Raw genomic sequence first — 24,851 nt, 5'->3', positions numbered from 1 at the left:
CGCAACGAGCGTACTGTGGTCTCGCGGCTGGGGCTTTGGAGGTGTTTGCCGCCGATCCGCCAGCAACTGCGTAGAACCGAGCGGCTGGGGCTTTGGAAGTGTTCACCGCCGATCCGCGATCAACCATTTATAAATGAGTGGCTGGGGCTTCGGGAGCGTTCCCCGTCGACTCGCCGGAACACCACCACGGAGCGCATCCGTCCGCCCCGCGATCGCCACCGGCAACCACAGCACCTAACCTCGCGCCGGCCCGACACCGAGTATGCGCATCGACCCGTTCGGCCTCGAACGCTGGTTCGCGGAGCACGAACACGAGGCCGACATCATGCTGGCCGAGAGCGGCATCCGGTCGCTCGATGCGAGTCGGTTCGACCTCGACCCAGGGAAGCTCGGCTACGTCATCCCGACGAACGGCGACCCCGAGTTCCGGGCGTCCGTCGGCGACCGCTACGACCGCTCCGCCGACGAGGTCCTCTTCACCTGCGGCACCCAAGAGGCGAACTTCCTGACGTTCCTCTCGCTTCTGGGCGACGAGGGCGCCGTCGACGGGGAGGGAGGCGGCTCGGACGGCGACGCGGCGGGCGTCGGCTCCGGCACCCACGCCGTCGTCGTCACCCCCACGTATCAGGCGCTCCACGCCGTCCCGGACGCGTTCGGCGACGTGACCCGCGTCGAGCTGGAGCCGCCGGAGTGGGAGCTGGACCCCGAGGCTATCGCCGACGCCGCCCGCGACGACACGGCCGTCATCGTCGTGAACAACCCGAACAACCCCACCGGGAAGTACCACGACGAGGCCGCGATGCGGGCCGTCTACGACGTCGCGGTCGAGCGCGACGCCTACCTGCTCTGCGACGAGGTGTACCGCCTCCTCGCCGAGGAGCCACAGCCCCCGGTCGCGAGCTACGGCGCGCACGGTATCTCCACCACCAGCCTCACGAAGGCGTACGGGCTCGCCGGCCTGCGATTCGGCTGGATCGCCGGGCCGGAACCGGTCGTCGAGCGCGCGTGGCAGTGGAAGGACTACACGACCATCTCGCCGAGCCTGTTCGGCCAGCACGTGGCGAAGCAGGCCTTAGGCCGGCGCGAGGACCGCATCCTCGCCGAGAACCGCGAGCTGGCGAGCGACCACCGCGAGACGGTCGCGGACTGGGTCGACGAGCACGACCTCGACTGGCTCGACCCCGTCGGCGTCAACGCGTTCGTCACTCTCCCCGAGGGCTTCGACGACGCGGAGGCGTTCTGCCGGACGGTCGTCGAGGAGGCGAGCGTCGTCCTCGCGCCCGGCAACCTGTTCGGCTTCCCGAACCGCTTCCGGATCGGGTTCGGCCTCCCGACCGAGGAGCTGGAAGACGGGCTCGACCGCGTGACCCGCGTGATCGAGGACCACGCGGCGGCGTCCGGCTCGGCCGCGGCGACCGGAGGTGACGCCTGATGGGCCTGTTCGGCGACCTCAAAGACGACGTGGTCGAGTTCGTCCGCGACCCGACCGACGAGCAGAAGATACTGGTGACGGCGGCGGTCGCCATCGCGATCGCTGACCGCTTTTTCTATATCGTCGTCGACTTCCCGTTCGTCGTGCGGACGACCGCCGCGGTCGGCGTCGGCTTCATCGTCATGTTCGTCGTCAGCTACCTGTACACGGGCCAGCTCGTCCCGCCGGACGGGAACGTCGGCGACGACGAGGAGCCGGAGGAGTACGTCGACGAACTCGACCCCTGACCGCCGCGGCCGAGTCCGGCGAACTCACCACGGGCGCGGTCGCCGACTCGACGAACGCCCGTCCGACGGCGTTCCAAACCGTTTATACACGCGCCGCGGGAATTGACGCTCATGCCGCGAGAGCAGAAGCAGGTTCGCGAACTCCAGGAGGGCAGCTACGTGATGATGGACGACGCGCCCTGTAAGATCAACCACTACAGCACCGCCAAACCCGGAAAACACGGCAGCGCGAAGGCCCGCGTCGAGGGGAAGGGCGTCTTCGACGACAAGAAGCGCTCGCTCTCGCAGCCGGTCGACGCGAAGGTGTGGGTCCCGATCATCGAGCGCAAGCAGGGACAGGTCGTCAACGTCAACGACGACGAGGTCCAGGTGATGGACTTAGACACCTACGACACGTTCACGATGCGCATCCCCGAGGGCGAGGACTTCACCTCGGACGACAACATCGAGTACCTCGACTACGAGGGCCAACGGAAGATCATCGGGTAGTCGGCATGTTTCCCGGGGCGACGACCGGCCGCGAAGCTGCTTCCTACGTGGTCGTCGGCGCTCCGCTCGACGCCACGACCACTTTTCAGCCGGGCACCCGGTTCGGACCGGACCGGGTCCGGCGATTCGCCGAGACGTACGACGACTACGACCGCCGCACCGACAGCCGATTCTCCGCGCTGGGCGTCCACGACGACGGCGACGTGCGCCCGTGGGACGACGTGCCGGCGTACCTCGACCACCTCGCCGCGGAGCTCCGGAGCGTCGTCTACGACGACGCCGTCCCCCTCCTCCTCGGCGGCGAACACACGGTCACGTACGCGGGCGTCGACGCCGTCGACCCCGACATCTTGGTCGTCGCCGACGCGCACCTCGACCTCCGCGAGGCGTACGACGGCAACCCGTGGAGCCACGCCTGCGTCACGCGCCGCTGCCTCGACGACCTCGGCGTCGACCGCGCCGTGATCGTCGGCGCCCGGACCGGGTCCGAGGCGGAGTGGAACCGCGCGGCCGACGCCGACGTGGAAATCGTCGCGCCCGAGGACGCCCGCGAGTGGCTCGACGCGCTCGATAGCGAGGACGCGTTCGGGGACGACTCCGTCTACTGTTCGATCGACATCGACGCCCTCGACCCCGCCTACGCCCCCGGGACGGGAACGATGGAGCCGTTCGGGCTGGAACCCCGAGGGGTCCGGGACCTCGTGCGCGCGGTGGCGCCCCGCGCCGACGGGTTCGATGTCGTCGAGGTGAACGACCGTGACGACGGGCAGGCGGCGGCGGTGGCGGGCAAGCTGCTACGGGAGTTCGCGCACTCGCACGCGGACGCGACCGCGACCGCGTCCGACGGCGACCGGCCCGACGGCTCGGAGTGAACGCCGACCGGCCGACGAACGGAGCGCTACGAGACCTCGGAGAGCCGCCGCCGCGCGGCGGTCACCGCCTCCATCGCGTCGATCCACTCGCGGGGGTCGGTACACCAGATTCGGTCTCCCTCGACGCTGACGCAGAACACCGACTCGCCGGAGGGCGACAGCGTGACGCGGTCGACGTCGGGGCGGTCGCCGAGGTACGCGTCGATGAGCCGTCGGGCGGTCTCAGCCTCCGAGCGGAGGCGGTTCCCCTCGGCGTACTCGATGGCTATCTCTGCCATGCCGTCGAATTGGAACTACACGATTAATAACTGCTGTTTTCTGGCAGCGATTGCGGATTCCCCGGTTCGACGGCCGCTGCGCTTCCTCGCCGCCGGCTACCGGCCGTCGAACACGACCGCGCCGTCGACGACCGTCAGCGCGACGTCGATCTCGTCGATCGCGTCGTCGCGCTCCCACGGCGAGGCGTCAAGCGCGACGAGGTCGGCGCGCTTCCCCGCCTCGATCGTGCCGAGCCGGTCCTCGTCGAAGCCGGCGTAGGCGGCGCCGCTCGTGTACGCGCGCAGCGCCTCGGTGACGGTGAGCCGCTGAGGGTCGGCTGGAGCGGTGACCGCCTGATGGACGCCGAACAGCGGGTCCATCGGCATCCCGTCGGAGCCGAACGCGAGTTCGACGCCCGCGTCGAGCATCTCGCGGTAGCGGTTCGTCTCGGCGGTGCGCGCTTCGCCCAGCCGTTCCTCGTAGAGGCCGTCCGAGCGCGCCCACTTCAGGAAGTTCGGCTGGACGCTCGCGACGGCGCCCGTCTCCGCGAGCCGCTCGATCGCCTCGTCGTCGGCCAGCTCGGCGTGTTCGATCCGGTGGCGAGCCTCGCCGGCGTCGGTCCGCGAGGCGTCCTCGTACGCGTCGAGCACGGCCGCGATCGCCTCGTCCCCGATGGCGTGGGCGGTGAACTGGAAGCCCGCCTCGGTCGCTTCCGCAACCGTCTCGTTCAGCTCGTCGGGGTCGACGACCCACTGACCGGTCTCGTCGGGGGCGTCCGCGTACGGTTCCGAGAGGCGCGCGGTCCGGCCGCCGAAGCTCCCGTCCGTGTACGACTTGATCGCGCCGGTCTCGACGAACTCGCTCCCGCCGTTCGTCGCGAGGCCGACCTCCCGCGCAGCGTCGAGGTGGTCGCTCCAGTAGTTGATCCGGACGCGGGCGGTGAGCTCCCCGGCCGCGTCGAGGGCGCGGTAGACCCGCGGCGCGTGCGAGTCCCGGACCATGTCGTGGAAGCCGGTGATCCCGCGGGCGGCGCAGTGGTCGAGCGCGGCCTCGACGACCGCACGCGTCTCCTCGCGGTCCGGCTCGACCGCCCGGTATATCGGGTCGATGGCGGCTTCGAGGAGGACGCCGGTCGGCTCGCCGTCGCCGCCGGTCGGGACGGTGTCGTCCGGGGCGGCCGCCAGGTCGTCGGCGAACCGGTCGAGCGCGACGCCGTTGACCGCCGCGACGTGCATGTCCTCGCGGAACGCCGCGACCGGGCGCTCGGTCGAGACGCGGTCGAGGTCCGCGCGGGTCAGGTAGCGCGACTCGTCCCACGTCGACTCGTCGTAGCCGTAGCCGAGCACCCAGTCCTCCGCCTCCCCGCCGCCGTCCGGTGCCCCGCCGCCGCTCGACTCGGATTCCACTTCCGCTGCGCGCTCCGAGAGCAGGTCGACGGCCTCGTCTAGGGAGGCCGCCGCCGAGAGGTCCGCGTGGACGAGGTAGCGCCCGACGGTGGTCAGGTGGGTGTGCGCGTCGACGAACCCCGGTAAGAGTACTCGCCCGTCGAGGTCGACCACGTCGGTGTCGACGCCCGCGAGCAGCTCCACGTCGTGGGTCCGCCCGGTCCGGACGATCTCGCCGTCCCGCACGGCGACGGCCTCGCGGACCGCGTCGCCGCCGTCGGCCGGGTGCGCGAGCGTGTGTACCTCCCCGTTCACGAAGATCCGGTCGGCGGCCTCTGTCATGGGAATCCGGGGGGCACACAGCGTGTTAACCGTTCGGGAAACGGTCACCTCGCCACCGGCCGAGAACCGGCGACCGATTTATTCGGTCGCCCGGCGAACCGCCGCACATGTACGACAACGTGCTCCTCCCGACCGACGGCAGCGTCGGCGTCGACCGCGCGATCGACCACGCGATCGACGCCGCCGACCGCTACGACGCGACGCTCCACGTCCTCTACGTCGTCGACAGCGACGTGGTGAACGCCTACTCCGGCGACGAGTTCGTCGACGGGGCCGAGGGCGCCGAGGAGACGCTCGAAGAGAGCGGCCGCGAGGCGCTCGACGCCGTCGCCGAGCGCGCCCGCGACGCGGGGGTGGAGACGGCGACCGCCCTTCGGTACGGCGTCCCCCACGAGGAGATCCTCCGCTACGCCGACGAGGAGGACGTCGACCTCACGGTGATGGGCTCGAAGACGCGCTCCGGCGACTACCGCCGGATGCTCGGCTCCGTCACCGAGCGCGTCTCCCGGCAGTCGCCCGCGCCGGTGAGTATCGTGAAGACGACCGTCGACGCCTGAGTCCCCGCGACAGTCACAGATAGCTCCGCGCGTCCCTCGCGACCGCCTCCAGCGCCGCCTCCGCGGCGTCCACCCGATCCGCGAGGCTACAGAACCCGTGCGCCATCGCCGGGTAGTGGCGGCCCTCGACCGAGGTCCCCTCCCGCTCGAACCGCTCCGCGAGCGCGACGCCGTCGTCGCGCAGGGGGTCGAACCCGGCGGTGACGACCGTCGCGGGCGGCAGGTCGCCGAGGTGGTCCGCCCGGAGCGGCACCGCGTAGGGGTTCGCGGCGTCGACCGGGCTCCGGAGGTACCGCTCGTAGAACCACTTCATGTCCTCGCGCGTCAGGAGCGGCCCGTCGGCGTTCTCGCGGTAGGAGTCCGTCTCGAAGTCGTAGCCGGCGATCGGATAGAGCAGGAACTGGCCGGCGGGAGTCGGGACATCGCCGAGATCCCGAGCCCGGAGCGACGCCGCGACCGCGAGCGCGCCGCCGGCGCTCGTCCCCGAGACGCCGACCCGGTCGGAGTCGACGCCGAGGGAGTCGGCCGTCTCCGCAACCCACGCGAGTGCGGCGGCCGCCTCGTCGACCGCGACGGGGAACGGGTGTTCCGGGGCGAGCCGGTAGTCGACGGAGACGACGACCGCGTCGGCGCGGACCGCGAGTTCGCGGCAGATCCCGTCGACGGAGTCCAGCGTGCCGAGCGTCCACCCGCCGCCGTGGAAGTGGACGAGTGCGCGGGATTCTGCCGAATCTTCAACGGCGCCTTCGGGCCGATACACCCGGACCGGCACCTCGCCGTGAGGCCCGTCGAACGCGAAATCGCGGGCGTCGCCCACGGGCGGCTCCGGCGGCCCGGAGAACAGCTCGTCCTCTAAGCGTCGGGCGGCGTCGGCGGAGAGGTCGCTCCACGCGGGCAGGCCCAGCGACTCGATCTCGGCGACCGCCGCCGCGAGGTCCGGGTCGAGTTCGTCCGCGCGCATACCGGGGCGAGGCGGTGGGCCTTTGTAAGTCGGTCGGCAACTCCGGGCGATGGACGTCCGGCTCACCTACGAGGACGGCACGATCCGCGTCGACGCCGACCCGGACCTCGGCCCGGACGCGCTGCCGCCGCTGCCGGGCGTCGAGACGGACCCCCGGACCGGGACCGGTCGCGCGCCGGCGCACCGCTACGCCGAACTGCGCCGGGCGCTCCGGGTGGCCGGCGTCTCGGTCGACGACCGGGTCCTCGACGCGAGCGACCGCGCCGCGAGCGAGGCGGGGCTGCCGGACGCGCTCGCCACCGACTACGACCTCCGCGAGTACCAGCGCGAGGCGCTCGACGCGTGGCGCGACGCCGGCGAGCGCGGGGTGATCGAGCTCCCGACCGGCGCCGGCAAGACCGTGATCGCGATCCGCGCGATGGTCGAGCTGGGCGTGCCGACGCTCGTCGTCGTCCCCACGGTGGACCTGCTCGACCAGTGGCAGCGCGAGTTGGAGCGCGAGTTCGACCTCCCGATCGGCCGGTTCGGCGGCGGCGAGCAGCGCCGCGAGGCGATCACGGTGTCGACGTACGACTCCGCGTACCTGAAGGCCGACGGCGTGGGCGACGCCTTCGAGTTCGTCGTCTTCGACGAGGTCCACCACCTCGGCGGCGAGGGGTACCGCGACGCCGCGCGCCTGCTCGCGGCGCCCGCGCGGCTCGGCCTCACCGCCACCTTCGAGCGCCCGGACGGCGCCCACAAGGCGGTCGCCGAGCTGGTGGGCGAGCGCGTCTACGCGCTCGACGTCGACGACCTCGCGGGCGACCACCTCGCGCCGTACGACATCCGGCGGATCGAGGTGGAGCTCACAGAGGAGGAGCGCGAGCGCTACGACGAGAAGCAGGGCACGTTCGTCGAGTACGTTCGCGACGCGGGGATCACGTTCTCCAGCGGGAGCGACTACCAGGAGCTCGTCAAGCGCTCCGGCAACGATCCCGCCGCCCGCGAGGCCCTCCTCGCGAAGCGGGACGCCCGCGAGATCATGATGAACGCCGACCGCAAGGTCGAGCGGCTCGGGGAGATCCTCGACCGTCACCGCGACGACCGCGTGATCGTGTTCACGGCCCACACCGACCTCGTCTACCGACTCTCCGAGCGCTTCCTCCTCCCCGCGATCACCGCGGAGACGGGCGCGAAGGAGCGCCGCGAAATCTTAGAACGCTTCCGCGACGGCACCTACGGGCGCGTCGTCGCCGCGAACGTCCTCGACGAGGGGGTCGACGTGCCCGACGCCAACGTCGCGGTCCTCCTCTCCGGGTCGGGCAGTGAGCGCGAGTTCACCCAGCGGCTCGGCCGCGTGCTCCGCCCGAAGGAGGACGGCGGTCGGGCGACCCTCTACGAGCTCGTCAGCGCCGAGACCGCCGAGGAGCGCGTGGCGAGCCGGCGGCGGTGAGCGCGATCTGTCGAGATGCGATATTTAAATACCCGTGAGCGGCTGCGACAGCTGCTTATAAATGATCAGCGGTGCGGCGGCGCGTGCCTCCGAGTGGCCGCCGGAGGCGGCCGCGAGGAGCACGCGCGAGGGACGCGGCGAGCGAGGGGGCGACTGAAGGGAGCCCCGAGCGAGGCGCGAGGCTGGGGAGGCGTGAGGTGCGGGGCTGTGCGGTGCGGGGTGGGACTCAAAGGGGCGGTCGCGAGGGCGGCGCAGGCGAAGTAAGGACCGCAAGGAGTGAGCGGAGCGAACGACTGAGGACCGCAGCGAGCGTGCGCCGCCCTCGCGACTGGGGCTTTGGCGGTGGTCGTCGTCGATCCACAGTCGGTTACTTATAAACGAGAGACGCTTCGATTCGATTCCGGTCAGTACAGAAGAAACACCACACACCTTACTTAGTACACTTCTCCGATTCTGTCACGGGATCAACCCCATACCTTTAAAAAACAAGTAGATATCGCAGTATGCGATTTTTCACCAGAACCGTCGTCGCGGGCGTACTCGTCGGCTCGGCAGTCGGTATCATCGCAGGGGTACTCATCGGCCCGGACGGGTGGGCGCTCGGGGGCGCGGTGGCGGGCGGAACCATTGGCGGGAGAAGCACCGATCTCGCGGGATCGGTGATCGAGAGCTCGAAGGCCGGCGTACTCGCTGCCGTCGTGTTCGCGACCGTTTTCGGATTCGGTAGCGGCGTCCGCGCCGCGATCGACGCCGGGAGTCCGGAGCTACTGGTACAGGGGTTGGGACCGTTCTTCTCGATCGCACTTATATACGGAGTCGGCTGCTTCATCGCCGCCGCCGTCACCGGCGCACTCGTTCACGTCGTCCAAAATTCGAGATAGCTGGTCAATTTCAGCAATGCCAGCTATTTATAAGCGAGCGGTCGGGACTTCGGAATCTCTCCTCGTCGATCTCACATCTGTTCCGCCGACCGCGACGGCTCACCGCGATTAATCGTCGCCGTCGACGTCGAGCGAGCGCTTCTCGCCGAGCTCCTGTTCGAGGCTGCCGCGCTCCCAGCTCCGGACTGCGTCCCCCTCGACCTCGGCGCGGAGCTTCTCCTCCAAGAGGTTCACCGCGACGCTGTTGGCGCCCTCCGGGATGATCACGTCGGCGTGCTTCTTCGACGGCTCGATGAACTGCTCGTGCATCGGCTTCACCGTCGAAAGGTACTGGTCGATGACGCCTTCGAGGTCGCGGCCGCGCTCGATCACGTCCCGCCGAATTCGCCGGAGAATACGCACGTCGGCGTCCGTCTCGACGAACAGCCGGAGGTCCATCATGGCGTTTATCTCCTCGTCGTACAGCGCGAGGATGCCCTCCAACACGATCACGTCGGTCGGCTCGACGGTGACGCGCTCGTCTTTCCGGTTGTGGATCTCGAAGTCGTACTGGGGCATCTCGACGGACTGCCCCTCCAAGAGGGCCTCCAGGTGCTCCCGGAGGAGTTCCCACTCGAACGCGGAGGGGTGGTCGTAGTTGACCTCCTGGCGCTCCTCGAAGTCGAGGTGCGAGAGGTCCTCGTAGTAGTTGTCCAGCGGGATCCGGGTGACGCTGTCGCCGAGATCGCGGGTGACGAGCCGGGAGACCGTCGTCTTCCCGGCGCCCGTCCCCCCCGCGATCCCGATCACGAACGAGGGAATGACCATATCGGCGTTCGAACGGCCGCGGGCTTGAACGCTCCCTTTCGTCGTCGCGGCCGATCCGCGCAAGCGTCGCGGGCGGCCCGCGTCACCGAGTGTGGTACCCGATCGCATGGCTACGGTCGGTGCCGATATAACGGTGTCGGGGGCACCTTTTAGCCGATCGGAGCAAATTCGGGAAGTATGCGAACAGACACCACGGTCCGCGACGTGATGCACCGCGAGTTCCTCGGCGTCAGCGAGTCGGACTCGCTCCCGGAAGCGGCCGCGCTGCTGGTCGACGAGGAGACGAACTGCCTGGTCGTCGTGCGCGGCGGCGAGCCGGTCGGACGGCTGGAGTCCCGCGACGCGCTCGACGCGCTGCTCTCCGCGACCGGCGTCGGCGACGAATCGAAGGCGGCGGCGTCCCCCGAAGACCGCACCGTCGGCGACGTGATGGGCCCGCCGCTGCCGGCGGTGTCGCCGGACGACTCGCTGGCGGCGGTCGAGGAGCGCCTCGTCGCGGAGGGGGCGGACCGCGTCGTCGCCGTCGACGACGGCGAGGCGGTCGGCGTGGTCACGGACGGCGACGCCCTCGCCGCGGGCGCGCCGCGGACGGGCGCCGGCGCCGAGGGGTTCGGCGACGAGAGCGCGGCCGCCGACCCCCGATCGGACGGGACGGTGTTGTCGACGGCGGCCGCCGCGGACTCCGACGCGGAGCGGGGCGCCGAGGCGACGATGGACCCGGAGGCGGCGGAGCGCACGGCGGCCGCGACGCGGGACGAGCCCGCCGGCACCGACGGCGGCGCCGACTCGCCCGCGGGCGCGCCGAGCGGCGCCTCGACGCAGGGCGTCTGCGAGAACTGCGGCGCGCTCGTGCCGGACCTCGTCACCGCCAACGGGCAGGCCGTCTGCCCGAATTGCCGAGAGATCTGAGTCGGCCTCGAAGCGAGCGATTCGCCGGCCGGCAGCCTCAACAGGCCCCGAGCCGAAGCCCTCCGCATGGGCGAGACGGACGCGCTGATCGAGCCGGCGACCGCCGACGACGTTGACGCCGTCATCGACATGTGGGTGGCGCTCGCGGCCGGTCAGCGCGAACACGGCGCCACGCTCCGCGCCGAGGCGAACCGCGCGACGGCCCGCGAGTGGGTCGCGCAGTCGGTCGTGACGGGCGAGCTGCTCGTCGCCCGCGAGCCGGAACCCGCATCGGAACCGGACCGGGATGGGGACCGCGACCCCCAGCCGGTCGGCTTCGTCGGCTTCTCGCTCGAACGCGGCGACTACGAGCGCGACGCCGCCCGCGGCACCGTCAGCAACCTGTTCGTGGCCCCGGAGTGGCGCGGGGAAGGGATCGGCGCGGCGCTGCTCGACGCGGCCGAGCGCGCGCTCGACGAGGCGGGCGCCGACCGCGTTGCGCTGGAGGCGCTCGCCGACAACGACCGCGCCCGAGAGTTTTACGCGGACCGCGGCTACGACCTCCACCGCGTCGAGCTGACGAAGTCGCTGAACGACGAGGACGACGCTGCGGCGGCCTCGAAGGACGAGGACGGGCGCGACGGGGGCACCGAATCCGCGGTCGAAAGCGACTGACGCCGGCCGGGTTCGCGGAAAGCGACACGCACACATAGGAGGACCGAGTACGGCCGCACGCGCCAGGGGAGCATGGGTGGTTCATGCACTCGACTTGTAATCGAGACTTCCGGGGTTCAAATCCCTGCCCTGGCTCTATCAAGTTTCTAAATGATCCCACAGCTGACCGGCACCCAGTGAGGTTATGTGCCCTGCCGATCGTTGGATAATTATCTAGAATCCGCGGTAGAGAGCCACAGATCGGGATCTCGGCGTGACACCTAATAGTAGTGGTAGTAGTAACTGTTTTGTATCATAGTACCTCTGGTGTCACACGCACCACGGGACGTGGCAGTAATGTGCCTATCCCCGATGACCATCAGAGCGACGGTGCCTCGCCGCTGTAACGGCGAGTAAGCCTGCTCCAATCAGGGAGCGAAATCCCATTCATATTATACCCTTTTGCGTGGTATTTCATCCACACAGACCGCCGCTCATCGGCGACTTGCGACCGCTTTGACACGACCGCTATCCCCGCTTGATTGTCATCACGTATGAACCTCGGTTCGGGGTGGGCGTAGGTCATCCCCGCTCCCACCAGTTGGCGCTCTCCGTGCTTCAATATCAACGCTCGCAGAGACACCACGTCTCCGTCTGGACGACAGGTAGTCTCCCTCACGCAGATCATCGACGAGTTCGCGAAGGTTGCCGTACACCTTCGCGCGTTCTCGTAGTCGACCTCCTGCCGTACCCTGCTTCTTCGGCTCCGAGTGATGTGATGGTACGACCGTCGCGAAGCGTTCCAAGTAGGTCTCGCTCCGCGACCGCCCGCCGGACATTTCTTAAGTAGCCCCGACGCCCACGTCGGGTATGGACGCGTCGGACCGCGCGCTGCTCGGCGTCGCCGGAATCGTCGGCGCGCTCGTGCTGGCGGTCGGGTTCGCCGGCGGCGCGCTCTTCGGCTTCGACGAATCGGTCGCGCGGCCGCTCCGGCTCCTCGCGGTCGAACCGCTCACGTGGATCGTGATCGCCGCGCTCGTCGTCGCCGTCGTCGGAAACGCCTACATCGAATAGCGACCGGAGCGGCCGCGCCCCCGCGGGGGAGCCCGACTCACCGCACGACCGTCACCGGCACCGGCGAGCGCTGGAACACCGTCTTGGCCACGTTGCCGACGAGGAGCCGGTCCGCGAGCGAGCCGCTGTGGGTGCCTAACACGACGACGTCGAACTCCTCGGCGTGGTCGATAATCTGGCGGGCGGGCTGCCCCGCCTCCACGATCGTCTCGATCGCCGCGTCGTGCTCGGCGGCGATCTCGCGGGCCCGCTCGAACACCGGCTCGGCGGCCTCGCGGATCCCGCCCTCCCCGTCGTCCGACAGGGCGATCCCCGCGGCCTGCCCCATCATCGGCGACGCGCCGCCGACGACGTTCAACACGGTGATCTCGGCGTCGGGGTGCCCGTCGAGCGCGTACCGGAGCGCGCGCTCGGAGAGGTCTGAGCCGTCCATCGCCACGAGTACGCGCTCGATCATACCGGCAGTACGCGCCGTCACCTGATAAACGCACGTGGTGGTGTGGGCCGGGCGCCTCGGCCGACCCCGCGTTCACCCGTCCGCGTCCTCGACGCTCTCACTGTCGACGTCCTCGATCGTCCGGACGAGCGCGTCGAGCGCGCGCTCGGCCGCGCCCCGCTTCACCGCGTCGCGGTCGCCGTCGAGGACGGCTCGCTCGGTCCTGACGAACGACTCCTCGGTGCCCCACGGCGCGGCGTGCGCGACGCCGAAGTACACCAGTCCGACCGGCTTCTCGTCGGTGCCGCCGGTCGGCCCCGCGATCCCGGTCGTCGCGACCGCCCAGTCCGCGTCCGCCCGGTCGCGGGCCCCCGCCGCCATCTCGCGGACGACGGGCCCGCTCACGGCGCCGTGGGCGTCGAGCGACTCGCGGGAGACGCCGAGCAGCTCCCGCTTGGCGGCGTACGTGTACGTCACGAACCCGCGGTCGAAGTAAGCGCTCGCGCCCGGCACGTCCGTCACCCGCGACCCGACGAGGCCGCCCGTGAGCGACTCCGCCGTCGCGAGCGTCTCGTCGCCGTCGCCGAGGAGCGCGTTCAGCCGCTCCGCCGGGTCCGTCGCGTCTTCCATACCCCCACTCCGAGCGGTTCGCCCCTGAGGTTTACGCCCCGGCGCGTCGAAGGGCGACCGTGACCGACACCGACTGGGACGAGCGGTTCGCGTCGGGCGAGTACCCGCGCGCGCCGGAGCCGTCCCCCGTGTTACGCGCCTACGAGCCGTCGCTGCCGGGCGGCCGCGCGCTCGACGTCGCGGCCGGCACCGGCCGCAACGCGGTCTTCCTCGCGGACCGCGACTACGACGTCGACGCGCTCGACGCGTCGGCGGAGGGGCTCCGGATCGTCCGCGAGCGCGCCGCGGAACGCGGGATCGGCGACCGGATCGAGACGATTCGGGGCGACGTCTCGACGTACGGGTTCCCGACCGAGACGTACGACCTCGTGGCGATGAGCTACTTCCACACCCTCGACCGGTTCGCGGACCTCGTCGAGTCGCTCAGGCCCGGCGGGTACCTCTTCGTGGAGGGCCATCTCCGGTCCGCGGAGCCGTCCCCGTCGGGGCCGAGCGACGACCGCTACCGGTTCGCGGCGAACGAGCTGCTCCGCGCCGGGCTCGGGCTGAGCGTGCGCTACTACGACGAGACGACGGCGGAGCGCCCCGGCGACCGGCGACGCGCCACCGCGCGGCTGCTCGCGCAGAAGTCGACCGGGGGCCGGCAGTCGTACCCGGAACGCCCGGAGGCACCGGACCGGTGGCCGGGGGACGAGGGCGACTCAAAAGCCGCGAACGAGCGAAACGCGTGAGCGACGACGACGCGTCGCCCGCGGCGGTCCTCCGGTCGCTCGTGGCGCGTGCGGTCGACGCGGACCCGGCGAGCCTCGACGGGCGGATCGAACGCATCGAGCGCGGAGACGAGTCGGATGCTGAAGACGCGGCCGGCACCGACGCCTTGACTCCCGCGGGACGGCTCGCGGAACTCGTCGGCGAGGCCGACAGCGTCGTCGCCGTCGTCCCGCGGTTCGACGCCGACCTCGCCGGGCGACTGAACGAGGCGCTGGCGGCCGCGGGGAGCGACGCTGCGGCCGGAGGCGACGCTGCGGCCGGAGACGACGAGGATGACGGGGAGAGCGACGCTGTATCCGGGTCGAACGCCCCGCGAGCGGTCCGCGTCGTGTTCACCGGGTCCGCGAGCGACCGCCTCGCCGGAGCGACGGGGGCGGTCGTCCGGCGCGCGCTCGCCGACCGCGGCGTCGACGCGTACCGCCACGGGGGCGCGTCGCCCGTCGCGGTGGCCCTCGCGGACGACCGCGCGGTCGTCGGGCGGATCGGCGGGGACGGGGTCGCCGCGCTGCTGTGGACGGACGATCCGGCGGTCCGCGAGTGGGCGGCCGCGACCTGTCGGCGCTACCTCGACGACGCCGAGCAAGTGACCGGCGGGTGAGCGGCCCGGCCCCCGGCCGTGGGGGCCCGCCCCGGTCCGCTTTTGAGGGTCGCCGTCGAAGGGGTCGTATGAAAGCGCTACTGCTGTTAGTGGCCGGAATCGGGGGACTGCTCGAAGCCGTCGCGCCGCGGCGCGCCGTCGCGCTCTGGACGCGCGCGCTCTACCGGAACGCCGGCGAGGCGGAGCCGCGCGAGTGGACGTACGCGGCCGCGAAGGCCGAGGGGGCGCTGGTCGCGGCCGCCGCGCTCGTGGGGCTGTTCCGCCTCGCGACCGCGGACGACGACGCCGCGGCGGGCGACGAGGCGACCGCCGACGGGCGCGACCGCGACGCGACGGCCGACGCAGACGGAGCGTGAGCCGACACCCCGGCGCAGACGCGGCGTGAGCCGATACCCTGCCCGCGGCGTCGACCCGACTCACCCGAACGTATATCCGACGGGTCCCGGTACGGATTGGCATGTCGGGCCCTCACGTGGACCCCGGGGCGACGGACGCGTCGACGGTTCGCGTCCTCCACGTCGACGACGACTCGGCCTACCTCGATCTGACCGCGACCTACCTCGAACGGATCGACGAGGCGTTTGAGGTCAGGTCCGAAACCGACGTCGACGACGCGATCGAGACGCTGGCCACGGCGCCGATCGACTGCGTCGTCTCCGACTACGACATGCCCGGGACGGACGGACTGACGCTCCTCCAGCGGGTCCGTGACAGGGGGATCGAGATTCCGTTCGTGCTGTTCACGGGGAAGGGGAGCGAGGAGATCGCGAGCGAGGCCATCTCGGCCGGCGCGACGGACTACATTCAGAAGCGCGGCGGCGACGACCAGTACGAGGTTTTGGCCAACCGGGTGCGAAACGCGGTCGACCAGCACCGGTCCCGGGTCGCGCTGGCCGAGAGCGAGGAGCGGCTCTCGCGGTTCATCGACCAGTCGCCGCTCGGGACGATCGAGTACGACGACGCGTTCCGCATCGTCCGAGTGAACCCCGCCGCGGAGGAGATCCTCGGCTACGACGAGTCGGAACTGCTCGGCGGGACGTGGGCCCCGTTCGTCCCCGAGTCGGAGCAGCGACACGTGGCGGCGCTCGAACGCGACCTGCTCTCCGATAAGGGCGGCTACCAGAGCGTCAACGAGAACGTCCGCAGCGACGGCGAGCGGATCCGCTGCGCGTGGCACAACCAGGTGGTGACCGACGCCGACGGGGCGGTGATCGGCGTGTTCTCGCAGTTCGAGGACGTCACCGAGGCGGAGGCGCGCAAACGCGAGATCGAACGGTCGAACGCCGTGCTGTCGACCGCGCTCGACGCGCTCCCGGTGGGAATGCTCGTCGAGGACGCCGACCGACGGGTGATCCGGGTGAACGAGTGGCTGTACGACCAGTTCGACGTGGACGGCGACCCGGAGACCGCCGCCGGCCGCGACTGCCGAGAACTCGCCGTCGAACTGAGCGAGAAGTTCGCCGACCCCGAGGCGTTCGTCGAGCGGATCGAGCGGATCGTCGAGAACCGGCGCCCGATCGACGGCGAGCGGCTCGCGCTCGCGGACGGGGACACGCTGATTTTGACCTATCGGCCGATCGACCTGCCCGACGGCGACGGCCACCTGTGGGCCTACCGGCGGGCGCGACCGTCCGAGCGAACCGACTGACTCAGTCGTTCGCGGAGTCGGCCTCGGCGCTCTCGAACGGTCGCTCCTCGTCGGGGCGGTCGCCGGTCAACAGGACGTGACAGTCGCGACACCGGGCCTCGTAGGACTCCTCGGCGCCGACGAGGATCGTCGGGTCGTCGGCGTGGGCGGGCTCGCCCTCGATGAGCCGCTGGTTCCGGGAGGCGGGCTCGCCGCAGACCGAGCAGATGGCCTGGAGCTTGTCGACGTACTCGGCCGTCGCCATGAGCTGCGGAAGCGGATCGAACGGTTCGCCGCGGAACGTCTGGTCCGTCCCCGAGACGATCACGCGGCTGCCGCGGTCCGCGAGGGCGTTACAGACCTCGATGAGCGCGTCCGAGAAGAAGTTCGCCTCGTCGAACGCGACGACCTCGGCCGGGTCGTCGTCGAGGACGTCGAGCGGGCCGTCGCCCTCGTTGTCGACGACGGTGGCCTCCCACTGGCGGCCCGTGTGGCTCCCGATCGTCGCCTCGCCGTAGCGGTCGTCGACCGCGGGCGTGTAGACGGCGACCGACTGCCCGGCGATCTCGGACCGCCGGAGCCGACGGAGCAGCTCCTCCGTCTTGCCCGAGAACATCGACCCGGAGATGACCTCGATCCACCCGGATCGAGTGATGGCGTGCATACCCGATCGGGCCGGAGCCAGCGACTAAACCGTTTCTCTCCGGGGCGGGGTCGTCGAAACGTCGGCGTCGACTGCGATCGGTCCGGTCGCGACCGCGACGGCGGCGGCTCAGTCGTCGCGCGGGACGACGGGGTCACCGCCGATCACGACGCGCGAGACGTCGGCGTGGCCGGCGCGCCTGACGACCGCGCGGACGAGGTCGCGCGCGCCGGCGAGGTTGTCGGAGTCGCCGTCGAGGACGAGCAGGTCCGCGTCCGCGCCGGGCTCGATCGCGCCGCGGTTCAGCCCGGCGATCTCGGCGCCGTTGACCGTCGCCATCCGAAGTATCTCCCGAGCGGGGAGATCGGAGAGCTTCGCCGCGAACTCCATCTCTCGGAACATCGACGGCGAATCGGTCATCACGTTGTCGGTGCCGAGCGCGACCGTCGTTCGTTCGGCCAGCTCGCGGATCGGCGGCACCCCGACGTTCGTCACGAGGTTCGAACGGGGGCAGACGACGACCGGCGTCTCCCGGTCGGCGAGCCGTTCGAGGTGGATCTCCTCGGCGTGGACCATGTGGACGAGGAAGTCGGGGTCCAAGTCCATCGCCGGGTTGATGTCGTCGGCGTCGCGCTCGCCCGCGTGGATCCCGAACAGCTTGCCGGCCTCGCGCGTCTCCGTCCTGACCGCGTCGAAATCGGCGTCGCGGGCGCCGGAGGCGCCGTACCCGTCCGCGACCGAGAGCACGTCGGGATCGTCGCGGCCGAAGACGACCGACTCGATCGCGCGCTCGCCGAACTCGACCCCCTCGCCCGCGAGCGCGTCGCGGAGCGCGGCGACGCCGTCGACGCCGCCCTCCCGGAACTCGAGGAACGTGCCCGTGCCGGTCGACTCCATGTACCGCAGGGTGCGCGCCATCGCGGCCACCTTCTCCTCGTGGTCCGCCGCCCGGAGGAGGCGGTGTTTCAGCCCGTCCGGCGGCGCGACGAGCTCGTCGAGCGAGAGCCCCTCGCCCGCCTCCTTGGCGATCGAGTCGCCGATGTGCGTGTGGGCGTTGACGAACGCCGGGAGGATCACGTCGTCGCTCTCGACGGATTCCCGCTCGATCCGGACGATCTCGCCGTCCGCGACGACGACCCGGCCCTCGACCGGATCGAAGTCGGGACCGACCAAGACGGTCCCCTCCAGATGCATACCGGAGGCTCGCCGGCCGAGCTTAAAACCTCACGGGAACGGCCCCGCCGGGCGCGGCGCCGCCGGCTACTCGAACTCGTCGAGCGTCGTCGGCATCGCCCCGCGCACCTCGGTCACGAGCCCGTCGGGGTCGAGGCCGAGCACGTCCGCGGCCGCGCGGCCGACGCGGTCGGTCGCCGGTTCGGGGGCGTACACGCCGAGGCGCCACTGGTTGCGCTGGGCCGTTCGGAGCGCGGAGACGAGCGGCGACTGGCGTTCGAGCCGCCGGATCTCGCCGTTGACGGTGACGCGCGCGGTCGACTCGCGCATCGTCGGCTCGGGCGGCACGTCGAGGATCACGTGGTCGCGGGCGACACCGGCCGCCGCGGCGATCTCGCGTTCGAGGGCGGTCTCGGCCGCGTGGTCCGCCTCGTGGACGCGGTCGGGGACGTCGTCGTACTCGGCCCACACCGCCAGCTTGTAGAGGTCGCGCTCGTCGTAGCGACGGGAGAGCTCGGCGGTCGCCCGGCAGTCGCGGATCGCGGCGAGGAAGTCGTGGTCGTCCATCCGGCGCAGCTCGGCCGCCGTCGTCGCGGTCGCGTCGAGGAGTTCGCTCGCGGCCCGGCGCAGCATCGCCTTCGAGATGCGCGCGACGTGGTGGGTGTACACGACGGGGTTCATCAGCGCGCGGGCGAGCAGGAGGCTCTCCGCGGTCTGGACGTTCCCCTCGTCCAAGACGAGCTCCGGACCGTCGCGATCGGGTCCGCTCCAGCCGTCCGGTCCGTCGGCGTCCGCGCCCGCACCGCGCTCGACGAACGTCAGCTCGCGGACGAACCGCTCGGTGTCGATGGTGCCGTACGGGACGCCGGTGTGGTAGGCGTCGCGCACGAGGTAGTCCATGCGGTCGACGTCGAGCTCGCCCGAGACGAGGCCGGCGTACGGGCCCTCGCCGGCGACGATCTCGGCGATCCGGTCCGGGTCGAGGTCGTGGTCGCGCAACACCTCGCCGACCGCGCCGGTCGCGAGCAGCTCGTCGACGTCGTCGTGGTACTTCCCTGTCCGGCGGTGTGTGAGCGACTCGAGGTTGTGGCTGAACGGGCCGTGGCCGACGTCGTGGAGCATCGCCGCGGCCTCGATGCGGTCGGCGCGTTTCCCCTCGATCCCGAGGTGGTCGAGCGCGCGGTTCGCGAGGTGGTAGACGCCGAGGCTGTGTTCGAACCGGGTGTGGTTCGCGGATGGGTAGACGAGCTGGACCGTGCCGAGCTGTTTGACGTGGCGCAGCCGCTGGAGGGCGGGCGTGTCGACGAGGTCCGCGGCGACACCGTCGATCTCGATGTGGTCGTGGACGGTGTCCTTGACCGTGAGCATGCGTCCGCCTTCGGCGGCACGGGATAAAAGGCTGGGAGTGTCGACCGCGGCGGGTCGACTCCGCCGCGACCCGGTTCCGCCGACCGCGAATTCGCGGGGTGATTTATGTTCCGGCTCGCCGAAGCGCCGGGTATGTACGACGTGTTACTCGGTATCGGGCTCGACGACGAGAAGCGGGCGGTCGCACAGGCCGAGGTCGTCGCCGACCTCCCGGACGCGCCGAACGAGGTGACGGCGCACCTCTGTCACGTCTTCCAGGACAATCCGGAGGGGGCGTCGGTCCACCAGCTCGGGACCGTCCGACGCGCCCGCGAGATTCTGGAGGAGGCCGGCGTGAACTGCGTTCACTACGAGGCCAGCGGCGATCCGGGCGAGGAGCTGATCGCGGCCGCGGACGAGGTCGACGCCGACCTCATCTGCGTCTCGGGTCGCAAGCGGAGCCCGGCGGGGAAGGCCGTCTTCGGCAGCACCACGCAGACGGTCGTGTTGAACGCGGACCGCCCGGTGTTGGCGGTTCCGGGGCCGGACGGAGAGTAAGGCGGCGACGCGCGACGGTCGGTGAAAAGCCGACCGCAACGTGCGACGGTTGGTGAAAAACCGACCGCGGCGCTCAGGCAGAGGGTCGCCCCGTCGCGCGCAGCCCCAAGACCTCCCGCGCGGCGGCCGCGACCTCCTCGACGCGTTCGGCGGGACAGTAGACGCCGAGCGTCCAGCGGCGGCGCTCCGCGGCCCGGAGCCCCGTCACGAGCTCCGAGGCGTCCTCCAGCCGCTGCGGGACGCCGTCGACCACGACGGCGGAGCCGGACTCCTTGAGCGCCGGACGCGAGGGGATGTCCACGAGGACCGCGTCGCGGTCGATCCCCACCGCGTCCGCGATCTCGCGTTCGGCGGCCCGCTCCTCCGGGCGTCCCGCGTCGACCGTCCCCGCGGGCACCTCGTCGATCCCGGCCCAGACGGCGCGCTTGTAGAGGTCCCGCCGCTCGATGCGCTCGCCGAGCGCCGGGACGCGCTCGCGGAGTTCGACGAGGAGGTCGTGGTCGGCCATCCGGCGGAACGCCTCGACGTCGGTCTCCGTGCGGTCGAGGTACCGCTCGCAGGCGCGCTCTAACATCGCGCCCGCGACGCGGGAGACGTGGTGTCGGTAGACGACGGCGTTCATCAGCGACCGCGCGACGAGCAGGCTCTCGGCGGTGGCGACGTTCCCCTCGTCTAAGGCGAGGTCGGCGGCGCTCCCCGTCTCGTCGCCGCCGATCAGCCGGAGTTCGGTGACGAGCCGGCCGGTGTCGACGGTGCCGTACGGAACGCCCGTGTGGTGGGCGTCGCGCACGAGGTAGTCCATGCGGTCGACGTCGAGCTCGCCCGAGACGAGCGGCCCCAAGGCCCCCTCGCCGTCGATCAGGGCGGCGACGCGCTCGGGGTCGAGCCCGTTGCGTTCGAGGGCCTGACAGACCTCCCGGTCCGCGTCGGTGAGCAGCCAGCGCACGTCGTCGTGGTCGCGCCCGGTCGCGCGCCGGATGATCCCCTCGGTCTGGTGGCCGTACGGGCCGTGGCCGACGTCGTGGAGCATCGCCGCGGCGCGGACGTGCGCCGCGGTGTCGGCGTCGACGCCGAGGCCCTCGACCGCGCGGCCGGCGAGGTGGTAGACGCCGAGGCTGTGTTCGAATCGGGTGTGGTTCGCGGAGGGGTAGACGAGCCGGACCGTGGACAGCTGTTTGATGTGTCGCAGCCGCTGGAACGCCGGCGTGTCGACCAGCTCGGCGGCGACGTCCCCGAGCCGGACGTGGCCGTGGACGCTGTCCTTGATCGCCTTCATTGGCGGACGGTCGCCGCGCGCCGGATTGGTCGTTTCGGCTCGGCGCGGGTCGCTTTCGGCTCGGCGCGGGTCACTCGTCGACGATACCGATCCCGAACCGCTCTTCGAGCGCACGCACGACGGACCCTCCCACGTTCGCGGTCGCGGCCCGCCCGTCCTCGACCGCGAGCAGATCGTCCTCGTCGACCTCAAGCTCGGCGGCGACCTCCTCGACGGTCAGCCCGGCGTCCTGCCGGGCCTCGGTGACGGCGTCGCCGTAGCCGGAGACGAGGTACGGGAGGCGGTCCGCCTCGTAGCTCGTCCCCTCCTCCTCCCAGCGCTTCGAGTCGCCGGTCGCGGAGTCGTACATCTTCGCCTGCTTCCGCGCGAGCTCCTTCTTCCGGCTCTCCGTCGCCTCCGAGCCGGATCCGGCGCCGCCGGAACTGCCGCCGGAACTGCCGCCGCGCGACCCGTCGCCGGCGCTCGGCGCGTTGCCGGCGTCGTCGTGGGGCCGGCAGTTCGAGCACACGAGCAGCTTCGCGCCGGCGACCGTCGCCTTCCGGAGGTCCGTGGTCTCGCGACCGCAGAGCTCGCACGCGTCGCCGTCGTCGCCGCCGCCGCCGCCGCCCGTCGAATACTTCGGCATACCCCGTGTAGTGGTCCGGACCGTTAAAAAGTCGTGGAGGGCGAGGTCCGGCGCCGCCGGGACGGGAACCGGTGTCGGCGAGGACGGCCCCGTTCGAGGCTCACGGGCCGAGGTACCCCCACGCCTGGAGGCGGTCGCCGTCGCCGTCGACCCAGCGCTCGCCGATGTCGTCGCGGTAGTACATGTTCGGCATCACCACGTCGTCGATGCGGCCGTACGCCTGCTCGCGCGCGGCACCCATCGTCTCCCCTTTTCCGGTGACGACGATGGGCATCCCGCTCTCGCCGGCGGCGCGCCACTGGCCGTCGACCTGTTTCGTGTCCTCCAGGTGGATCCCCGTTCGGTCCTCGGTCTCGAAGACGACCGCGGCGTTCCGCGAGTTCTCGTCGTACGTCTGCTCGTCGTCGAACGGGAACGGCGGCAGGACGACCCTGACGGCGATCTGGTAGCCGCCGTGGACCTCGGGCTCGGGCTTGTTCCCGTGCGCGAGGTCGTAGAAGAACTCGGCCGTCGACGACTCGATCGACTCCTCCTGAAGGGCGATGGTCGGGTAGCCGAACCGCGGCGTGAACTCCAGCGGGTAGATACCCGTCTCGTTGACGATACAGTTGATGTCGATGCTGCCGACGTACCCCTCGTCGGCGAGCCATCCCTCTATCTTGCCGAACGTCTCTTGGAACAGCCTGTTTTTCCCCGCCCAGAACATCGACGTCCCCATCTCGCCGGTCGACGGGCCGATGTTTCCCGGGAACAGCTTCTTGTGCTCGAAGTTGAAGTTCACCCGGTCGACGAACTCGTTCCCGTCGAAGAAGCCGCAGACCGCGACCTCGACGCCCTCGACCTTCCGCTGGAGCTGGAACCCCTTCATCCGGTGGCCCCACGCCTTCTCGTACGCCCGAAGCACGTCGACCACGTCGCTGCCGTCGTCCTCGTTGCCGACGTACAGCAGGCGCTTGACGTTTTGAACCTCCCCGAGCGGCTTGATCACGTACGGCGCGGGGTTCTCCTGAACGTGTTTGATGCCCGCGTCGAACTCGTGGAACACGTGGTGTTCGACCGTGTTGACGCCGTGGTCCTCTAAGACCTCCATCGCGTAGCCGCGGTCCTCTTCGAGCCGGTCGGTGTCGGGCGTCCCGCCGATGACGGCCTTCCCCCGCTCGCGGAGTTCCTGCGCGAGCGCGCCGGTCCCGACGTCGGAGCCGACTCGCGGGGTGTCACCCCGCTCGTTCGTTCCGGGACCCTCCCGCTGGTCGGGTCCCGAGACCCAGATGTCGTCGAAGATCACCACGTCGGCCCAGTCGACCTCGGCGCGCCAGTCGTCCGTCTTCGGCACGAACCCGTCGCCGATTTCTTGGTCGCTTTCGGCCTCGATGTAGTACTTCACGTCGTGGCCCTCGCGCCGGACCTGCCACGCCAGGTCCGTGATCAGCGCCGCGTCGGCGGAGACGAAGAGGAAGTTCGCGGTGTCCATACGACGCCGTCGCCCGGAAGGGACTTGAGTGTGCGTGCCGGCGCGGGCTCCCCGCCGCGGAGTCGCCGACCGGTCGGGTCAGTCGCCCGTTCGCGCGCCGACCACGTCGGCGTCCGTGGGGTTCGCCCCGCCGTACTCGACGACGAGTTCGTCCAGCCGATCGGGCTCGTCGGCGTGTGCGAGCGGTTCGGCCGCGGTCTCGCAGGCGGCGTCGACCCCCAGCCGGTCGCAGACGCGGTCGACGGTCGTCTCGGCCATCTGGCGGTAGGTAGTCAGCTTCCCGCCCACGACGCTGTAGAGGCCGGCGGCGCCGTCGCGCTCGTGGTCGAGCAGCGTGAACCCGCGGGAGATGCCCCGGCGGTCCTGCCCCGCCTCGTCGGGCTCGTAGAGGGGCCGGACGCCCCACCACGTCCGGACCGTCGGCGCGTCGGCGACCGCGGGGAGCATCGCGGCGCACTCCTCGACGGAGCGCTCGACCTCCCAGTCGGCCGTCTCGTAGTCGTCGGGGTCGGAGACCGGGACGCTCGTCGTCCCCAGCACGACCTCGCCGTCGTGGGGCACGACGATGTCGCCGTCGTCGGGGTCGCGGCACCGGTTCAGCGCCGGGCCGAGCCCGTCGTACTCGACGGACACCATCACGCCGCGGCTCGGCGCCATCCCGACTTCGACGCCCGCCATCTCCGCGATCGAGTCCGCCCACGCGCCGGTGGCGTTCACGACGACTTCGGGCGAGAGCGTCTCGTCGACGTCGCCGCCGACTCGGACCGACGCGACCTCGCCGTCGCGGACCGTCACGTCCTCCACGGGCGCGTGCGGGCGGACGGACGCGCCGTGACGCTCGGCGTCCGCGGCGTTGGCGGCGACCAGCCGCGACGGGTAGACGACGCCGTCCGGGACCCGGAACGCCTCCTCGACCTCGTCCGTGAGCCCCGGCGCGGCCTCGCGAGCTGCGTCGCCGTCGAGGCGCTCGGTCGGGATTCCGATGCCCTCGCAGGCCGCGAGCTTCTCCTCGAAGTAGTCGGGGTCGTCGCCGGCGAGCCGGACGAAGAGCCCCCCGGTCTCGCGGACGCAGCCCCCGGCGATCTCCCGGAGCGTCCGGTTCTCCTCGATACACTCGCGCGCACCCTCGGCGTCGGCCTCGGCGTATCGAGCGCCGCTGTGGAGGAGTCCGTGCGAGCGCCCGGAGGTTCCGCTCCCGAGCCCGCCGCGGTCGACCAGCGTCGCGTCGACCCCGCGGAGTGCGAGGTCCCGAGCGATCCCCGCCCCGGTCGCGCCGCCGCCGATCACGAGGGCGGTCGGGTCGTCGCTCACGCGACGCTCACCCCGGGCGAGCCGTCACCGCAGTCCGTTCTGATACCCCGTCGATCCGGGTCGCTG

The 24,851-nt window shown here is 71.1% G+C and carries 28 protein-coding genes and 1 tRNA gene; 16 read left to right on the top strand and 13 right to left on the bottom strand.

Going from position 1 to position 24,851, the window contains the following annotated elements:
* The first annotated feature begins 262 nt into the window (after window positions 1-262).
* From CPZ01_RS13515 to CPZ01_RS13500, 4 genes are all read left to right on the top strand, one after another.
* Window positions 263-1,432, top strand: a complete 1,170-nt coding sequence (locus CPZ01_RS13515) for an aminotransferase class I/II-fold pyridoxal phosphate-dependent enzyme (protein ID WP_096395934.1) — start codon at window positions 263-265, stop codon at window positions 1,430-1,432.
* Entirely contained in the window at window positions 1,432-1,719 is a 288-nt protein-coding gene (locus CPZ01_RS13510) for a hypothetical protein (RefSeq protein ID WP_096395932.1), read from the top strand. Before CPZ01_RS13515 ends, CPZ01_RS13510 begins: the two co-directional genes overlap by 1 nt.
* A 111-nt stretch (window positions 1,720-1,830) precedes the next feature.
* Window positions 1,831-2,208 (top strand): translation initiation factor IF-5A, encoded by a 378-nt coding sequence (locus CPZ01_RS13505; protein WP_096395930.1) that lies wholly within the window; start codon window positions 1,831-1,833, stop codon window positions 2,206-2,208.
* Window positions 2,209-2,213: 5 nt separating this feature from the next.
* Window positions 2,214-3,080, top strand: coding sequence for an agmatinase family protein (locus CPZ01_RS13500; protein WP_096395928.1), 867 nt, complete (start codon window positions 2,214-2,216; stop codon window positions 3,078-3,080).
* Window positions 3,081-3,106: 26 nt separating this feature from the next.
* On the opposite strand, the gene CPZ01_RS13495 is transcribed toward CPZ01_RS13500, so the two are convergent.
* On the bottom strand, window positions 3,107-3,358 hold the full coding sequence (locus CPZ01_RS13495) for a SelT/SelW/SelH family protein (RefSeq protein WP_017344604.1): 252 nt from the start codon (window positions 3,356-3,358) through the stop codon (window positions 3,107-3,109).
* 96 nt (window positions 3,359-3,454) lie between these two features.
* Window positions 3,455-5,065, bottom strand: a complete 1,611-nt coding sequence (locus CPZ01_RS13490; protein ID WP_096395926.1) for an amidohydrolase — start codon at window positions 5,063-5,065, stop codon at window positions 3,455-3,457.
* 107 nt (window positions 5,066-5,172) lie between these two features.
* Here CPZ01_RS13490 and CPZ01_RS13485 point away from each other — a divergent pair, with 107 nt between their 5' ends.
* The gene (locus CPZ01_RS13485; RefSeq protein WP_096395923.1) at window positions 5,173-5,622 is read left to right on the top strand and encodes a universal stress protein; all 450 of its coding nucleotides are present in this window, start codon (window positions 5,173-5,175) and stop codon (window positions 5,620-5,622) included.
* Window positions 5,623-5,635: 13 nt separating this feature from the next.
* Here CPZ01_RS13485 and CPZ01_RS13480 read toward each other — a convergent pair whose 3' ends face one another.
* Entirely contained in the window at window positions 5,636-6,583 is a 948-nt protein-coding gene (locus tag CPZ01_RS13480) for an alpha/beta hydrolase (protein ID WP_096395921.1), read from the bottom strand.
* Window positions 6,584-6,632: 49 nt separating this feature from the next.
* On the opposite strand from CPZ01_RS13480, the gene CPZ01_RS13475 reads away from it, so the two are divergent.
* The gene (locus tag CPZ01_RS13475) at window positions 6,633-8,015 is read left to right on the top strand and encodes a DEAD/DEAH box helicase family protein (protein WP_096395919.1); all 1,383 of its coding nucleotides are present in this window, start codon (window positions 6,633-6,635) and stop codon (window positions 8,013-8,015) included.
* Between the two features lie 611 nt (window positions 8,016-8,626).
* A complete protein-coding gene (locus tag CPZ01_RS13470) occupies window positions 8,627-8,896 on the top strand; it encodes a hypothetical protein (RefSeq protein WP_231899179.1) in 270 nt (89 codons plus the stop codon).
* 108 nt (window positions 8,897-9,004) lie between these two features.
* Here the strand turns inward: CPZ01_RS13470 and udk are convergent, their stop codons facing one another.
* The gene (gene udk / locus CPZ01_RS13465; RefSeq protein WP_096395915.1) at window positions 9,005-9,703 is read right to left on the bottom strand and encodes a uridine kinase; all 699 of its coding nucleotides are present in this window, start codon (window positions 9,701-9,703) and stop codon (window positions 9,005-9,007) included.
* A gap of 177 nt (window positions 9,704-9,880) precedes the next feature.
* Here udk and CPZ01_RS13460 point away from each other — a divergent pair, with 177 nt between their 5' ends.
* The 4 genes from CPZ01_RS13460 (at window position 9,881) to CPZ01_RS13445 (ending at window position 12,319) form a co-directional block, all read left to right on the top strand.
* Complete coding sequence (locus CPZ01_RS13460) at window positions 9,881-10,612, top strand: CBS domain-containing protein (RefSeq protein ID WP_096395913.1); 732 nt, start codon at window positions 9,881-9,883, stop codon at window positions 10,610-10,612.
* 66 nt (window positions 10,613-10,678) lie between these two features.
* Window positions 10,679-11,266: a GNAT family N-acetyltransferase gene (locus tag CPZ01_RS13455; RefSeq protein WP_096395911.1), complete on the top strand. Its 588-nt coding sequence runs from the start codon at window positions 10,679-10,681 to the stop codon at window positions 11,264-11,266.
* Window positions 11,267-11,327: 61 nt separating this feature from the next.
* Window positions 11,328-11,401 (top strand) — tRNA-Thr (locus CPZ01_RS13450).
* A 714-nt stretch (window positions 11,402-12,115) separates the two neighbouring features.
* Window positions 12,116-12,319, top strand: a complete 204-nt coding sequence (locus CPZ01_RS13445; RefSeq protein WP_096395909.1) for a hypothetical protein — start codon at window positions 12,116-12,118, stop codon at window positions 12,317-12,319.
* A 37-nt stretch (window positions 12,320-12,356) separates the two neighbouring features.
* Here CPZ01_RS13445 and CPZ01_RS13440 read toward each other — a convergent pair whose 3' ends face one another.
* Window positions 12,357-12,776 carry a universal stress protein gene (locus CPZ01_RS13440; protein ID WP_096395907.1) on the bottom strand — a complete coding sequence of 140 codons (420 nt, stop codon included), beginning with the start codon at window positions 12,774-12,776 and terminating at the stop codon, window positions 12,357-12,359.
* 72 nt (window positions 12,777-12,848) lie between these two features.
* Window positions 12,849-13,385 carry a CinA family protein gene (locus CPZ01_RS13435; protein WP_096395905.1) on the bottom strand — a complete coding sequence of 179 codons (537 nt, stop codon included), beginning with the start codon at window positions 13,383-13,385 and terminating at the stop codon, window positions 12,849-12,851.
* A gap of 59 nt (window positions 13,386-13,444) precedes the next feature.
* On the opposite strand from CPZ01_RS13435, the gene CPZ01_RS13430 reads away from it, so the two are divergent.
* The 4 genes from CPZ01_RS13430 to CPZ01_RS13415 all read left to right on the top strand — a co-directional run bounded on the left by CPZ01_RS13430 (window position 13,445) and on the right by CPZ01_RS13415 (window position 16,402).
* Entirely contained in the window at window positions 13,445-14,116 is a 672-nt protein-coding gene (locus CPZ01_RS13430) for a class I SAM-dependent methyltransferase (protein ID WP_096395903.1), read from the top strand.
* Entirely contained in the window at window positions 14,113-14,754 is a 642-nt protein-coding gene (locus CPZ01_RS13425; protein WP_096395901.1) for a transcriptional regulator FilR1 domain-containing protein, read from the top strand. Before CPZ01_RS13430 ends, CPZ01_RS13425 begins: the two co-directional genes overlap by 4 nt.
* 68 nt (window positions 14,755-14,822) lie before the next feature.
* Window positions 14,823-15,110 carry a hypothetical protein gene (locus CPZ01_RS13420; RefSeq protein ID WP_096395899.1) on the top strand — a complete coding sequence of 96 codons (288 nt, stop codon included), beginning with the start codon at window positions 14,823-14,825 and terminating at the stop codon, window positions 15,108-15,110.
* A gap of 101 nt (window positions 15,111-15,211) precedes the next feature.
* On the top strand, window positions 15,212-16,402 hold the full coding sequence (locus CPZ01_RS13415) for a PAS domain-containing response regulator (protein WP_096395897.1): 1,191 nt from the start codon (window positions 15,212-15,214) through the stop codon (window positions 16,400-16,402).
* 1 nt (window position 16,403) lies between these two features.
* On the opposite strand, the gene CPZ01_RS13410 is transcribed toward CPZ01_RS13415, so the two are convergent.
* The 3 genes from CPZ01_RS13410 to CPZ01_RS13400 form a co-directional block, all read right to left on the bottom strand.
* Window positions 16,404-17,045 carry a thymidine kinase gene (locus CPZ01_RS13410; RefSeq protein WP_096395895.1) on the bottom strand — a complete coding sequence of 214 codons (642 nt, stop codon included), beginning with the start codon at window positions 17,043-17,045 and terminating at the stop codon, window positions 16,404-16,406.
* Window positions 17,046-17,153: 108 nt separating this feature from the next.
* Window positions 17,154-18,218 (bottom strand): amidohydrolase family protein, encoded by a 1,065-nt coding sequence (locus CPZ01_RS13405; RefSeq protein WP_096395893.1) that lies wholly within the window; start codon window positions 18,216-18,218, stop codon window positions 17,154-17,156.
* Between the two features lie 66 nt (window positions 18,219-18,284).
* A complete protein-coding gene (locus tag CPZ01_RS13400; RefSeq protein ID WP_096395891.1) occupies window positions 18,285-19,565 on the bottom strand; it encodes an HD domain-containing protein in 1,281 nt (426 codons plus the stop codon).
* Between the two features lie 132 nt (window positions 19,566-19,697).
* Between CPZ01_RS13400 and CPZ01_RS13395 the strand changes: the two genes are divergently transcribed.
* A complete protein-coding gene (locus CPZ01_RS13395) occupies window positions 19,698-20,102 on the top strand; it encodes a universal stress protein (RefSeq protein ID WP_092924009.1) in 405 nt (134 codons plus the stop codon).
* A 73-nt stretch (window positions 20,103-20,175) separates the two neighbouring features.
* On the opposite strand, the gene CPZ01_RS13390 is transcribed toward CPZ01_RS13395, so the two are convergent.
* From CPZ01_RS13390 to CPZ01_RS13375, 4 genes are all read right to left on the bottom strand, one after another.
* Entirely contained in the window at window positions 20,176-21,378 is a 1,203-nt protein-coding gene (locus tag CPZ01_RS13390) for an HD domain-containing protein (RefSeq protein ID WP_096395889.1), read from the bottom strand.
* Window positions 21,379-21,448: 70 nt separating this feature from the next.
* Window positions 21,449-22,003 carry a helix-turn-helix domain-containing protein gene (locus CPZ01_RS13385; RefSeq protein ID WP_096395887.1) on the bottom strand — a complete coding sequence of 185 codons (555 nt, stop codon included), beginning with the start codon at window positions 22,001-22,003 and terminating at the stop codon, window positions 21,449-21,451.
* Between the two features lie 100 nt (window positions 22,004-22,103).
* Window positions 22,104-23,474: a phosphoribosylamine--glycine ligase gene (locus tag CPZ01_RS13380; RefSeq protein ID WP_096395885.1), complete on the bottom strand. Its 1,371-nt coding sequence runs from the start codon at window positions 23,472-23,474 to the stop codon at window positions 22,104-22,106.
* Window positions 23,475-23,552: 78 nt separating this feature from the next.
* A complete protein-coding gene (locus tag CPZ01_RS13375; protein ID WP_096395883.1) occupies window positions 23,553-24,785 on the bottom strand; it encodes an FAD-dependent oxidoreductase in 1,233 nt (410 codons plus the stop codon).
* Window positions 24,786-24,851: the final 66 nt, after the last annotated feature.

This window comes from Halorubrum trapanicum (genome assembly GCF_002355655.1).
Classification (GTDB): Archaea; Halobacteriota; Halobacteria; order Halobacteriales; family Haloferacaceae; genus Halorubrum; species Halorubrum trapanicum_A.
The sequence above is the reverse complement of the archived record's forward strand: the minus strand, read 5'-3'. Positions and strand labels throughout refer to the sequence as shown.